Origin of the sequence: Nocardia sp. NPDC052566 (assembly GCF_044547285.1) — a bacterium.
Lineage (GTDB): Bacteria > Actinomycetota > Actinomycetes > Mycobacteriales > Mycobacteriaceae > Nocardia.
The window spans coordinates 421,384-434,409 of record NZ_JBIUAF010000006.1; the positions used below are offsets into that span (position 1 = coordinate 421,384).

Genomic DNA, 13,026 nt, shown 5'->3' on the forward strand with positions numbered 1-13,026 from the left:
TCTGGGCAGGTGCTCTAGTTAGTGGTGTCGGTGGCTGGGACGGTATTGCTGTGGGCGTGAGGAATCCGGTTTCGCGTGCCCGGCCGCCACCAGTGTCGCGAAGGCGTCTGCTTTGCGGTCACACCAGTCGGTGGAGCAATCGCGGTGGCGTTGCATCTCGCGGTGTGCTTCGGCGACGGTGAACGGGGTGTCCGGTGCGTCGTGTGTCCATATTCGAGGCCAAACATTCTGGGCGGCAATGCCATTCATGCTTCGTCGGTGTTCGGGTTGGTGGTCGGCGTGGGTGTGGAGCAGTGCCAGGATGGCGGCCGACAGGACGGTGATGATGACTGTGATGATCGCGGTGGTGTGTAAGCCGTTCATGATGGCCGCTACCTCCAATGACGTCGGCCTGAGCGGGCTGCGTCAGTTCGGCGAGGGGCGAGAGGCCCTCGTGTGAACTCGATGTGTCTCGTGATGGATCCGCAGAGCGGTGATCCCGAACGATGTGGGCTCGTGTGCAGCGACGGGTTCGAGGTGCCCGCGACGGCACAGCGTGTTCGCCGTGTTCCGTATCGCATGCGCGGGAAGTCCGAAGTGCTGCGCCAGCTCGTCCGGTGTTCGCGGGCGGTCGCATTTCTGCAGCTCGGTTAACATCCGTTGTTGTGGCAGGGTGTAGAGGTTGGGCTGTGCCTGAAGGATCGCCTTCGCGAGGTCAGTCGGTGCCCACGCGGTGGTCGGCCGGACGAGCTTGTTCTCGCACAGCCATTCCAGAGCGGTAGTCACAGCGGTGATGTCACGGTCTGTGCGGCGCGCCAAATCTGTGGCGGTGCACACGCCCTCCGGCCCGATCATCGCGTCCAGCAGCCGGGCCTGTGTATAGGTCAGCGGCATGGGGTGCGGACCAATCGTGCTGTGTAGCAGGACAATGCGACGAATGGAGCGGGTCTCGGCGAGGCAGTCGACGTCATGGACATGGTCGTTGTCTCCAGACGTTCTGCTGGTATCTGGCGGGCACCAAATTTCCGGTCGCGACGAGTTCGTTGATGGCCTGCTGTTCGTCCGGACAGCACCCGGGGCAGCATCGTTGGTGGCTCATTCGCGGCGATCTGTGGCGCGTCGTTGTTGCTGAGCGACTGCGCGTGGGGAGGCATAACGATTCCCTCCAGCTGTGTTGGTAGAGAGTCGTTTTCGTCTCGGGTTGTCAGGTGGGTGACGGGCGTGTTCATGATCGTTTTGCCCGGCGAGTGTGGTGGTGGTCGGTCGAGATACCTGTGGTGAGTGCGGTCCAGGTGTCGGCGATATCGGCCACCGATCGCCAGGCGTGGTGCAGTGCGTCGTCGTCGCACGCTTGGACCGATCGTGGTGGGTCGGTACGCAGGAGCTGGTCGGCCCGGACGTGAGCCGCGACGAGTTCGTCGACGACCTCGCCGAGTGAGACGCCGTGGGCGTGGCCGTACGGTGGGGTGGTGAGCCGAGGGGACAGCTGACGGTTGAGGGTGTCGATGAGTTCGCTTCGTCGCCACCGGATCCGCTCGGACAGATCATCGAGGCGGTGTAGCACCGCCAGCTCGAATACCAATGCTGCGCAGGGGCGATGCAGGTTGAATCCGTTCACCGCCGCCAGCAGCTCATGGCTGGTCGGTACCGATTCCGGAGTCGGTGGTGGCTGTCGTGACGGGGTGTGGTCGTGGGCTGGGGGCAGGGAGAATTGGGTTGCGATGCGCGCCAGCTGTCCGGCCAGCCGGGCACGTTCGTCGGGTGGGAGGCTGTGGGCGAGCTCGGCGATGATCGTGGTCTTGGTGGCGCCGATGTCCTGGATTCTGTCGAGGAGCTGGGCGGTGGTCTCGAGTGAGAGTTCGGTGTGGGTGTGGTTGCGTGATGTTCGGGTCATGGCCGCACCGCTTGATCCAGCGAGCCGGTGGAGGCGGGGCGCTCGACGGTTCTCGGGACTGTGGTGTCGCGGGTGCTGGGGTGGCGGTGTCGCTGGGCGTGGCGAACGGTGGGCATTGGCGGGACTGATGGTGTTTGGGGCGGGGTGGTGTTCATGTTCTCGGTCGAGTTTCCTTGTGTGTGAGTGTTTTTCGGAGACAGGCGCGGATCAGGTCGACCACGGTGGCACCGGTCGGGCGGTAGCTGTCGGTGGGTGGATGGACCCAGTGCCGGTACCCGGTGTGGTCGTCGGTGGGGCCGGCCAGTGCGATGTCGCCACCTACTGGGGTGATGGCGACGTTGAGCCGGAACAGTTCGGCGAACAGGGCCATGTCTTCGGCCGACTGGTCAGGCCGGACGAGGAAGGTCCAGCGCTGCGAGCGCGAGTGGGCGAGGACCGGTCCGAGGGGGATGTGCAGCTCGGTCATCGCTGCGTGTACGCGGGTGCCGAGGTCGGCGGGCATGGTGATCGCACCTACCAGGCCCGCGCGCACGACGATCCGGTCGTAGTCGGGGTGTATGGCGGCGGGGATATCGCAGGTACTGCGGTAGAACCTGCACCGCTCATCGGTGGTTTCGACGACCAGGGTGGTGTCCATGATGGTGGAGGCCCTTCACGATTCGGAAGTAGTGGCACCGACCGAGGTGGTACTCAGGCAGGCGTCGCTGGCCGAGGCCAGCGTCAGCACGGTCCATAGCGACCGCTGGTCCCCGGTCACCGCGTGCCATTCGGCACGGAATTCGGTGTCGTCGACGGGCCAGGTGCGCCGTGTCGACAACTGGCACATCGCTGCCCGCAACAGGTGATCGGTGGGGTAGACGCTGAAATCGTTGCTGTGATCGGCGACAGCGCGGGCGATCGTGGCCCGATCCAGCTGCGGGACCTGTACGGTGATCGCCTCGACCAGCGTGTCAGCGTTCCCGCCGGTCGCCATGACCGTGTTCCACTGCGCGCCGTGAGCTAGATAGGCTTCGGCGATCAGTTGCAGGGCAGGGGTTTTGACCCGCAACGCGACATCGGCGACCCGGTCGTCACCGATACCGAGCAGTGCCTGTGGTGTGGGGAACACCCACACCGACCCGACCGTGGTTTGGACGCACCGCCCCACGACCCGGCACAGACGCCGATGCAGTCCCGCCCAGTTCTTGCGGGCAATGAAGTTCGCCAAGACCGCGGTGCCGAGTGCATCCCACAACAACGGATTCGCCATCCGCGTCACAGGCCCTAGCGCGCGCAACGGAGCCGCCAGCGCCAGCGGCCCGACCAACTCGCCGGGATCGAAGTAGCTGTCGATAGCCGGTGCCGCTCTGTCGCCGATCGGCTGTTGACAGATGAACAACCCGCTCGGCAGTTGATGCCCGGTAATCAGCGACATCCCACCCGTGGTGTCACCAACGACCCGATGAGCACGGCCGTCGGAGGTGGTGAACCAGGCCGGATGATCCAATAGCAATCGTGCCATGACACCTATCCCTTCCTGAATTACTCACTGGTGCTTGATATTTCGTGTCAGTTGAGACCTCATCGCGGTCATCACCACAGGTGGGGATGCGGCCCGGGTAGTCGGCGCACCCCGGTGCGGAGCTGATCGATCAGGTCTTGATAGCCCACGGCGAGATCGGCCAGACGTGTCCACGCGTCCTCGTACAACGCGTCCGGGGCCTGAGCTAAGGCGACATAGGTTTGGAAGGTCAGCGCCGCGAGGCGATCCACCACGTTTCCGACGGTTTCGGTATGGATCGAAGCATTCGGAAATGGCTGCGGCAGAGCATGATTCACCCACTCGTCAATCTGGCGTACCAGTCGGACCCGCCGCCATTCGAGTGTTTCGGACTTGCTGGCCGGAGTGATTTCGAGGGCCTCATGCAGTCCCGTCAGCTCCCCTGCCGCGTCCAGCATCGGATTGTCGGTGTCCAGCGGCGGCAGTCCCCGGCATGCTGCCAGCAACTCGTCCTTGTCCGGAATCAACTTGCACCCCCTTTGGTAAAGGGGAAAGGGTGCTGGCGGTGCTCGATCGCTTCAGCCAAGTCGTGATACTCGTCGACCACCCGCCCCAGCCGATGCCACGCGTAGTGAACCACCAACTTCTCGACATCGCCCCGCATCAGTAGCCGATAGGCCATGACCTGCGCTTGCGCCATACGGTCGATCACTTCGCCGACGGTCGCGGGGGAGGGTAACGGGACCAACGGCCGGGATCGTCGGAGATCGACCCACTCGTTGATCTCAACGACCGCTGTCGCCCGCGCTCGCGCCAATCGTTGCTGCTCATCGGGATGTTCGAGCAAGCCGCGGTGCAGCGTGCCCAGCAGCCATGCGAACGCCGCTAGTGGGTGCTCAACGATGTGGCGGTCGCGGATCGCGCGCAACAGAGCATCGCTCGAAGGAAAGACGAGTCTGGTCCCCGCGATTACTGACCGTTCGGTCTCATTTGATGTTGATCGCGCCCAGGTTCGCATGGTGTCAACACCGCCGCTGACTTTCCTGAGCTGCCTTTCGCGAGGTCGGCCGCCAAGGCGACTCCGTGATGACAAGCCCTGTGATCTCGAGGATGGTCAATCCGACGAGTTCGGCATACCGGCGGATTTCGTTCACTCGGTCGGCTGCTTGGAGTGCCGCAAGCGCCTGATCTTCGGTGAGTGATCGGCCGGGCAGAAAGCTGACGGCCCAGATGTCTTGGCCAACGTTGCGAGCTTGATGTCCGGTTTGGTCGCTGGCTATCAGTGTCGAGCTTTGGAGAACAGCCACAGCTGGGCCTCGTTCCCGATCGTCGTACGCGGTTCTACCGCCGTAGGACGATAATAAGCAAATATATAAGCTTATACAACAGCTAATGTCGGCTACCGAATCGGTACGCTCGTGGTGTGGTGAATACTTGGACGGTCATCGACCCGCTGGAGGAACCACAGTGACCGTCAGCCGCTCGCACCCGTCGGCGTTGCGATTTCTGATCGGCCAGGAGCTGCGCACTGCTCGGCTTCGCGCCAAAGTCAGCCAGGTCGATGCAGCCGCAGAGCTGGGATGTTCGCAGCCGAAGATCAACCACATGGAGTCCGGCAAGTTTCAGCAACAGCCTGATGACGTCGCCAAGTTGATGCGCCTGTACCGCGCGGCCCCAGCTCAGATCGGTCGCATCGAGTCGCTCATTGGGCGCGCCGACGAAGGCACGCAGTTGGCCGCGTATAGCGATGTCTTGCCCGATTGGTTTCGGACATTCGCCGAGCTCGAAGCCCTCGCGGCAGGTCAGTTCACCTACCAGGCGATGGCGCTCACCGGACAGCTCCAGACCGAGGGGTACGCCACCGCCCTGCTGGGCGGCGGCCTGCAGATCGCGGCGTTGGATCTGCCTCGGGCCGTCAAGGCTCGGATGGCACGCCAGCGAGTCACCAACGAGGTGGATCCGCTCAACCTCGAGGTGGTCATCGAGGAAGACACGCTCAGCAGGCTCGTCGGTGGGCCCGCCGTGATGACCGAACAACTCCGGCATCTGCTCGAACTGACGAAACGTCCCAACATCAAGCTGCAGGTCATGCCGAAACAGGTTGCTGTCCACGTCGGCCTCGACGGCGACTTCACACTGCTGAACTTCGCTGAAGCGCAAAGCATCGGCTACACCGAGTACCAGACCGGATCGCTGTTGGTGCAGGATCCCGACCAAGTCGCGCTGTATAAACTGATAGCTGATCGACTCCAGGCGTTGGCCTTGTCCGCCGACGAGTCGGCCCAGGTCATCCTGGACCATGTCGATCGTCTTCAACGAGCGTAGGAGCATTGGATGAACTCCCGGGACCGCCTAACGTGGCGGACCTCCAGCCACAGCGGAACCAATGGTGGGCAGTGCGTAGAGGTTGCATTCGACGTAGAGGCAGGAATAGTGCTGATACGCGACACCAAGTTCCAGCGCAACCCCTCCAACATCCCCGAGAACCAGCCGGTGATTGAGATGCTCGACGCCGAGTGGGACGCATTTCTCGAGTCGGCGACCAGCTCGACTGCGGAAACACGGCACGCCGTACCCAGTATCGAGCGGCAACCCTCGGGCGAGGTGATCATCCGCGGTGCCGATGGAACAACCCTGACCTTCACCGATGAGGAGTGGTCCGCGTTCGTCGCTGGTGTGCGCGACAGCGAGTTCGCGCCCGTCTGACGACAGCGCTTCTTTGAGCCAACGCCAGTCCGACGCCGGAGTCATCTTTGTCGAGTTCGGCCATGCTGCCACGTAATTCAGCATCGGCGGAGACGGTTCCGGATCGGAACTGGCGCGAGAACGTCTTTGCACTGCCCTTTCACTGAACTTCGGTGCCGGGCGAGCAACTCCGCATTCGAGCGCGATGAAACACTGACCGTTATGGAACTGAACGGCAGCCCGGTCAGCCGCGACCAGATCGCTGTCCTGGGGTTGGTCAACTATGGGTGCTTTACCTCGATGCGTGTCGAGGGCGGCGGCGTGCGGGGCCTCTCACTTCACCTCGATCGTCTGGTTCGCGACTGCAGGTTGCTGTTCGGTGCCGACCTCGATCCCGAATGGATTCGGGACCTTGTTCGACACGGTCTGCGTGACAAAGACGAACCGATCGTCGTCCGGGTTACCGTCTTCGACCCGGAGCTAGAACTCTCCAGGCCGGGTGTCGATGCCCGGCCTCACGTGCTCGTGAGCATGCGGAGTGCACCCCTCGGCCCGCAGGGCGCGCTGAAATTGCAGTCGACGGTGTACTCCCGTGATCTGCCCAAGGTCAAGCACACGGGACTCTTTGGCGCCGTTCATCATCGACGAAATGCGCAGCGAAACGGATTCGACGATGTTGTATTCACAACCGCCGAAGGCGTCATCAGCGAAGTTGCGACGTCTAACATCGGCTTCATCGATGCCAGCGGCCGCCTGATCTGGCCACATGCCGAAGTTCTGCCCGGCATCACAATGCGTCTGATCAGCCAAACCCGCGACGAAGACATTCTGACCGAGCCGGTGACGCTGGCCCAGCTTCCTCAATTCGTCGCGGCGGTGGCCACCAACGCCGCGGTCGGGGTGCGTGCCGTCGCCCGAGTCGACGACACGCAATGGTCAACTGAGCACGAGCTGATCGACGCTCTCCGTAAGGACTACGAATCCATACCTCCGCAGCGAATCTGAGCCACATCCCGGCTCCCACTGGCTAGGCTCAAGCGCTACTGACTTGGGTAGGGAGAACCACGGGGATGATCACGGTGGTCCGGCACTGGACCGGAGTCGAAGTCCGCGCACTCCGCGACGCGCGCCGGATGAGCATCGTGGACTTCGCCGCACACCTTGGAGTCGACCCTCGCCTGATCTCGAAGTGGGAGGCTGGCGGCACCGCGGTCCGGCCCAGACCGGTCAACCAGGCGGCACTCGACACATCTCTCGTACGGCTCACGGTCGAGGAGCGGACCCGATTCGCCGAATTCGTTGGACCCGAAGCACTCAGCGAGTGTCGCGACACCGACGTTCCCGAGGTGCCAACACAGATCCGCCATCCAGCCGACGGAAAGCTGATGACCTGGATCCCCTCGGGCATCTATCTTGCTGGACCTCAGGATGAGCCGGCTTGGGTCGACGGCTACTACATCGATATCTTCCCGACGACCAACGCTGACTTCGCCCGCTTTGTAGTCGCGACTGGGCACGCTCCGCCCCGTCATTGGGAAAATGGCCATCCTCCAACGGAAATCGCCGATCATCCAGTCGTGTGGGTCACCTGGGACGATGCGCAGGCATACGCTCGATGGGCGCTCAAACGTCTGCCCTCCGACCAGCAATGGGAAAAAGCTGCCCGCGGCACCCGAGGCAACACCTGGCCGTGGGGCCCTCAGCCCACCCCTGCGAAATGCAACGTCCGCGGATCAGGCCCCGGAGCTACCACGCCGGTCGATCGCTACAAGAGCGGTGTCAGCCCCTACGGGGTATACGACATGTGCGGCAATGTCTGGGAATGGCTCGACAGCCAGACAACATCGAACCGCTACCAGCTGAAAGGCAGCGCCTTCACCAGCCCTTTCAATCGGGCGGTTCCTTCAGAGTTCAACGACGCGCACTGCACGATGCTCGATGATGACACTGGCTTCCGTTGTATCACAACAACATTGATCATCTGACGATATAGCTCAAGGCTGCGTGGGAGCGGCAGATCGGTCTGTAGCTGTGTGATGCAGCCGTCCATCGGGGGTGGCGCAACAGGACAATGTATCTGGTGTCCCCGACCGCACCGCTCGACAATTGGCTTCTGAAGTGTCGTATCGCCGTGATTGCACATGGCGGCGGCCGCGAGAGAGGATAGGGGCTCCCCTCCATGTCGGACCGAGCGAGCGGAGCCTTTCGGTGCAAGCTGTCGAGCTGATCTCCGTCGATGGCATCGCGCTGGCGGTCGCTGTGCATGTTACCGACGTCCTACCTGTTCGAGGCGCTGTCCTGCTGGTTCACGGCATTACCGTGGACATGGATGAGGGGGGTGGGATGTTCGTGCGGCTGGCCGAGCGGCTGGTTGCGGGGGGCTTCAACGTTGTCAGGATGTCGTTTCGCGGGCACGGGGCCAGCGCTGGTAGCCAGCAAGGGGTGACGATCGCGGGGGAATGTCTGGATCTGCAAGCGGCGGTGACCTTTACGCGACAGCGTTTCATCGACCAGCCGTTCTCGGTGGTCGCGGCTAGCTTCGGTGCTGTATCCACCGCATTGTCGTTGCCGTGGCTCAACCAGGGGATGCTGCACCGGATGGTGCTCTGGAATCCTGTACTTGACCTGGTACGAACGTTCCTGGAGCCGGAATTGGCTTGGGGGAAAGAGAACTTCGGGCGCGAGCAGCGAAAGCATTTGGAAGACAATGGCTTTCTTCTGGTTGATCAGGAGTTCCAACTGGGCCGGGTGATCTTCCTTGAGTTCGCGCGCTACCGTCCCCTCGACGACTTCTTGGCGAACCCCGTGCCGACGCTGGTCGTGCACGGTGACAACGACTCAGCGGTGTCTTACGACATCGCGGTGAACGCGGCACGGAATCGAGCTGATACGACACTGCATACCGTCGTCGGCTCGGATCATGGGTTCGACTCACGGGATCGTGAGGACGAGGCCATCACGGTGACGGTCGACTGGCTCATTGAGCAGTCCACGCCGAAGTCGTGAACGTCTCCGACCTATACGCGCCGGTGCAGCTGGGCGCCGCGGCGCTCGTAGGCGAGCATTGCGTACTGGGTTACCCGAAGGAAGCGCGAATCCGTCAAGCACAGCAGGGACAGCCGTCGGTGGGTGATCCGGTGATCATCGGGGACCGGTCCTTGCTGTTCAATGCGGTCATCATGCACGAAGGAACGGCTCTGGGTTCGGACTGCGTCGTCGAGGACCAGGTCCGGATCGGATACGGCTGTGTGATCGGGGACCGGTCACGGGTCGTGCACGGTGCGTACGTCTGCGATCGAGTGCAGGTCGGAAGCGATGCCTGTGTGGCTGGATTCGTTTGTGATGGAACGGTAATCGGCGATCGGTCGACGGTGATGGGTGATCTCGTGCACGAGTATTCGCGGCCGGATCTGGGGTGGTGGGGGATCGACGAGGCGCCGCCGGTGGTCGAGGCGGACACGGTGGTCGGATTCGGAGCCCGTGTAGTCGGCGGCGTACGCATAGGACCACGCAGCTACGTTGCCGCTGGGGCGGTGGTGACACGGGACGTGCCGTCCGAGCATGTGGTCACGGGAATCAATGTCCATACGCCGATCAGTCAATGGACCGGCGTGCGTCTTCGCGCCCTCATTGGGCATTGGCAATCCGACACGACTCAGTAGTCCGATCAGAGGAGCACGAAGTCGCTGTCCTCGGTGTCACTTCCGGCTTCACGTTTGGGGCGTTGAGTCGCGAGGGGCGGGTCGAACGCTATGGCTCGCAGTGCAGGTGGAAATCGAGCACGCAGGTCGGCGCGAGGATGCGCGATGTACAGCGCGGGGAGGAATTCGTCGATCGGGACGATGGCTCGACTCAGGTCGGCTTCGAGCATGGTGGCGAGCGCGGCGCGGGGTAGGAGATAGGCGTAGCTGCAGTGGCTGTATCCGGGGCGGACGAAACCCTCTACGCGCGAGAGCTGGTCGGGTTCGAGCGGGTAGCGGCCGAGGTAGAGCAGTCCGAACTGGACGTCATTGCGCTCAAGTCTGTCGAGGCCGGCGAGCAGCGTGGTGAGGAACTCTGGGGCCGGGTCGGCGTCGTCTTCGAGGATGAGGATGTAGGGGGTGTGGGTATGGTCGGCGGCGTGGGTCCAGCACGCGAGATGGGCAAGGGTGCAGCCGATTTCGCCGTATTTCAGTGGGCGGTTCCACCATGGGTTGTCAGAGTCGATCTGCCAGTCGAACAGCTTGAATCCGGCCGTGTGCAGGTGCGGGAGTGAGAGTTCGTGGCCGTCGAAGGTGGCGTCCCAATCGGAGGTGTAGATAGGTGCCAGCTCGGTCGGGATGCGGGCGTCGATCCACGCGCGCCGGTCAGGTCGGCGTGCGAGATTCACGATGTAGGTGGAGATGGAGTCAGCGGCGATCACCGTGGCGCCGTTCCACGCGTGTGGCGAGTGCGGCGTTCGGTGTTGTCGATGACGACTCCGAAGTCTTCGCCGGTGGTGCGTGAGAGCAGCAGCAGTGGTTCGACGCGGGTGAGGTCGGAGACGTCGGTGATGCCGCCGACGCGGCGTGCCTCCGTGACGAGTACGAAGTCGTCGGTATCGACCCGGTCTTCGAGGTATCGAGAATTGGCGGATCCCCGTTCGGGGTCGAGCAGGCAGTGCGCGGCACCGAGCACGCCGAGGGTGAGACATCCGCCCAGCAGGATGACGGTGGTGCTCTGCACCGTAAGGCGCGTGATCACCGCCAGATCCTCGAGCAGCTCGCCGCGGGCGGTCCAGCGCGGTGCGAGAGTGAGGTCGTCTAGACAGGGCACAACGAGCGGGTCGTCCTCGCCCAGCGGGTGGGGTTCGAAGTGGAATGGCAATTGGGGCAAGAACTCTCGGTACTTCGCGTTCCACGGAGGGCCGCCGATGACGACCAGGACATCGGCGTGAGTGTCGTAGTGCTCGGACGGAGCGAAGTCGCGCACCACCGCGGTGGGCGCGATCTGAGCCAGCCGGGCCCGGGTGTAGATCAGTGTGTCTAAGTCGGCAAACTTCGCGTACCGCAAGTAGTTTCGGTCGCTCGGCGAGGCGTACGGCGGCCGTTCATCGGAAGGTATTTCTGAGCAGACGATGTCGACCCGCGCGCCGGGACGCAAATACCAGCAGCCGCCTGCGTTGTCGATGTCGGCATTGTTGTCTGAGTTCGGCGAGGCGGCTGGCCGAATGGGGTTCGGCGCGGTGGCATCGACGTCCTCTGCTGTCAACAGCAGGTAGGCCAGCGTGTCGAGAGCTCGGCTGGCGTGCCGTCGGACGGTTTTTGTGGCGCACTTCTGTTGGCGCGCCAACGATTCTTGTCGCTCGGTCAGCGTGGGATAGCGGTGCTCGGGTTGGAGGTTGAAGTCGACTCGGGCATACACGCGTTCGTCGGCGCCCAGCCGGTCGACTGCAGCGGCGATTGTCGAGGCAAGTAGCGCGATCTGGTCAGCCGATCCGGGAGTGAACCGATGCCCGCGACTGAGGAAGTCGCGCAGCTGTTCGTCCAGGGCTGTGAGCAGAGTCGTCGGCCTCGACAGACCGTGGCCCTGACGCAACTTGGTCAAGCACTCCTTCACGTGGCCTACCGATGGGACAGAGCTGAGGACCATTTGTCCACGATAGGTCTGGCGCGGGCGGCCGTGTCCAGGATCTGTCCATTGCGAGGGCGGGATGTCCATAAACACGGGCTGCGCCGGGGATGGCCGCATCGCGATGGCGCGGTAAGACTCGGACGGTATCAAGCCGAACGAAATGTGTTTGGAGGCAGGGACAGTCATGGTCGAAGAACTCGCAGCAGTCGCCGACGGCGAGGAATACGAATCGCCGGAGGTGGAGTCCAAGCAAATGATCAGCCGCCAGTGCAGCTGATCCCCATCCATCGGGCCGAGTTGTAGCAGCCGGATCGGCTGGTGCGCTCGGCCCGATGCCCCTGACCGATCTGGCCTTGCCGAGGAGAACCTGATGTTGATCCTGTACACCGGAGACCTGCACTTTTCGGGGTGGTCGATGCGTGGCCGAATTACCGTGCGGGAGAAGCAAATTCCGTATGTGGAGCGGTTCGTGGAGCTCGACTGGCCGACCACTGAAAACTCAGATGGCGTGCTGGTTGTTGGCGATGTCAGCGAGGAGCGCGAAGCCCATATCGGGTGTCAGTGCTCATTTTCCGACTTACAGGCCCTCGACCGTGAGGCGCTGTTGGCGGGGTCGATCGTGCAACTGCTGCCTCGGGTGCCGGTCTTGGTCGACACCGACACCGGGGCGGTGGCTGCCGATGTGGTGTCCATTGCTGATTATCTTGATCGGAACGCGCCTGATTCTGGGCCGCGCCTGCTGGGCTTGACCCCGGCTGAACGAGCTCAGATCCTGTCACTGTGCGCGTGGGCATCGCACGATCTGTCACCGCTCGTCTACGGCGCAACATACGCGAAATCACTACGTCCCCAGCGCATCTCGAAGCCAGACCAGGCTGCCGTCGAGCAAGCGGACTGGGTGTGCGACACCGTGGCCGCTCTGCTGAGAAAAAGTGGCGGCCCGTTCGCGGTCGGCGAGTTCAGCCTGGTCGATGTGATGCTGTCGACGTACTTCCAGCAGATCACCGGCTGGGGCATCGCCATCACCGATGCAGAAGTCGGAGCCTACGCACATCGGCTGCTACAGCGCCCCTCCGTCCGCAGCCACCTCGAGGAAGCCAGCCACCTGTATCGGGCTATAGCCGAAGCGGGAGTTGGGAGTCCGCACTGGATTGTGCGCCATTATCGCTACCACCCTGAGCGGAAACTGTTGCACGACTGGCAAACCGACACCTGTATGCGGGTGAAGAACAGGACGGCCGAACGCATCATCGAGCTCGCCTACGACGGCCGCAGCCTCGATGAGATCGCCGTGGCCCTGGCGCGAGATTTCCACATCCCGGTTGATCGGGCGAGGGACGACGTGCAGCGGATGCTCGATCAGTTGAACCCCACCGCGACGAACAAGGCGGCCTGA

15 protein-coding genes are annotated in these 13,026 nt (G+C 63.1%); 7 read left to right on the forward strand and 8 right to left on the reverse strand.

The window, feature by feature from the left end; genetic code table 11:
- Window positions 1–405 precede the first annotated feature (405 nt).
- From ACIG5A_RS31740 to ACIG5A_RS31765, 6 genes are all read right to left on the reverse strand, one after another.
- Window positions 406–873: a hypothetical protein gene (locus ACIG5A_RS31740; RefSeq protein ID WP_397246800.1), complete on the reverse strand. Its 468-nt coding sequence runs from the start codon at window positions 871–873 to the stop codon at window positions 406–408.
- A 331-nt stretch (window positions 874–1,204) separates the two neighbouring features.
- Window positions 1,205–1,873 carry a hypothetical protein gene (locus tag ACIG5A_RS31745; protein ID WP_397246802.1) on the reverse strand — a complete coding sequence of 223 codons (669 nt, stop codon included), beginning with the start codon at window positions 1,871–1,873 and terminating at the stop codon, window positions 1,205–1,207.
- Window positions 1,874–2,024: 151 nt separating this feature from the next.
- Window positions 2,025–2,510 (reverse strand): DNA-directed RNA polymerase subunit beta, encoded by a 486-nt coding sequence (locus ACIG5A_RS31750; RefSeq protein ID WP_397246804.1) that lies wholly within the window; start codon window positions 2,508–2,510, stop codon window positions 2,025–2,027.
- Between the two features lie 15 nt (window positions 2,511–2,525).
- The gene (locus tag ACIG5A_RS31755) at window positions 2,526–3,374 is read right to left on the reverse strand and encodes a hypothetical protein (RefSeq protein ID WP_397246806.1); all 849 of its coding nucleotides are present in this window, start codon (window positions 3,372–3,374) and stop codon (window positions 2,526–2,528) included.
- Window positions 3,375–3,445: 71 nt separating this feature from the next.
- Window positions 3,446–3,880: a DUF4254 domain-containing protein gene (locus tag ACIG5A_RS31760; protein WP_397246808.1), complete on the reverse strand. Its 435-nt coding sequence runs from the start codon at window positions 3,878–3,880 to the stop codon at window positions 3,446–3,448.
- On the reverse strand, window positions 3,877–4,281 hold the full coding sequence (locus ACIG5A_RS31765) for a hypothetical protein (protein WP_397246810.1): 405 nt from the start codon (window positions 4,279–4,281) through the stop codon (window positions 3,877–3,879). Before ACIG5A_RS31765 ends, ACIG5A_RS31760 begins: the two co-directional genes overlap by 4 nt.
- A 539-nt stretch (window positions 4,282–4,820) precedes the next feature.
- On the opposite strand from ACIG5A_RS31765, the gene ACIG5A_RS31770 reads away from it, so the two are divergent.
- From ACIG5A_RS31770 to ACIG5A_RS31795, 6 genes are all read left to right on the forward strand, one after another.
- Entirely contained in the window at window positions 4,821–5,678 is an 858-nt protein-coding gene (locus ACIG5A_RS31770) for a helix-turn-helix domain-containing protein (RefSeq protein ID WP_397246811.1), read from the forward strand.
- A 9-nt stretch (window positions 5,679–5,687) separates the two neighbouring features.
- On the forward strand, window positions 5,688–6,059 hold the full coding sequence (locus ACIG5A_RS31775) for a DUF397 domain-containing protein (RefSeq protein ID WP_397246812.1): 372 nt from the start codon (window positions 5,688–5,690) through the stop codon (window positions 6,057–6,059).
- Window positions 6,060–6,185: 126 nt separating this feature from the next.
- Complete coding sequence (locus ACIG5A_RS31780) at window positions 6,186–7,043, forward strand: aminotransferase class IV family protein (protein WP_397246813.1); 858 nt, start codon at window positions 6,186–6,188, stop codon at window positions 7,041–7,043.
- Window positions 7,044–7,108: 65 nt separating this feature from the next.
- A complete protein-coding gene (locus ACIG5A_RS31785) occupies window positions 7,109–8,023 on the forward strand; it encodes an SUMF1/EgtB/PvdO family nonheme iron enzyme (protein WP_397246815.1) in 915 nt (304 codons plus the stop codon).
- Window positions 8,024–8,246: 223 nt separating this feature from the next.
- The gene (locus ACIG5A_RS31790; protein ID WP_397246817.1) at window positions 8,247–9,044 is read left to right on the forward strand and encodes an alpha/beta hydrolase; all 798 of its coding nucleotides are present in this window, start codon (window positions 8,247–8,249) and stop codon (window positions 9,042–9,044) included.
- On the forward strand, window positions 9,041–9,700 hold the full coding sequence (locus ACIG5A_RS31795; RefSeq protein ID WP_397246819.1) for an acyltransferase: 660 nt from the start codon (window positions 9,041–9,043) through the stop codon (window positions 9,698–9,700). Before ACIG5A_RS31790 ends, ACIG5A_RS31795 begins: the two co-directional genes overlap by 4 nt.
- A gap of 5 nt (window positions 9,701–9,705) precedes the next feature.
- Here ACIG5A_RS31795 and ACIG5A_RS31800 read toward each other — a convergent pair whose 3' ends face one another.
- Both ACIG5A_RS31800 and ACIG5A_RS31805 read right to left on the reverse strand, forming a co-directional pair.
- On the reverse strand, window positions 9,706–10,440 hold the full coding sequence (locus tag ACIG5A_RS31800) for a glycosyltransferase family 25 protein (protein ID WP_397246821.1): 735 nt from the start codon (window positions 10,438–10,440) through the stop codon (window positions 9,706–9,708).
- A complete protein-coding gene (locus ACIG5A_RS31805) occupies window positions 10,437–11,918 on the reverse strand; it encodes a hypothetical protein (RefSeq protein WP_397246823.1) in 1,482 nt (493 codons plus the stop codon). The genes ACIG5A_RS31800 and ACIG5A_RS31805 overlap by 4 nt, the downstream gene beginning before the upstream one ends.
- Before the next feature lie 82 nt (window positions 11,919–12,000).
- Between ACIG5A_RS31805 and ACIG5A_RS31810 the strand changes: the two genes are divergently transcribed.
- Window positions 12,001–13,026, forward strand: a complete 1,026-nt coding sequence (locus ACIG5A_RS31810; RefSeq protein ID WP_397246825.1) for a PqqD family peptide modification chaperone — start codon at window positions 12,001–12,003, stop codon at window positions 13,024–13,026.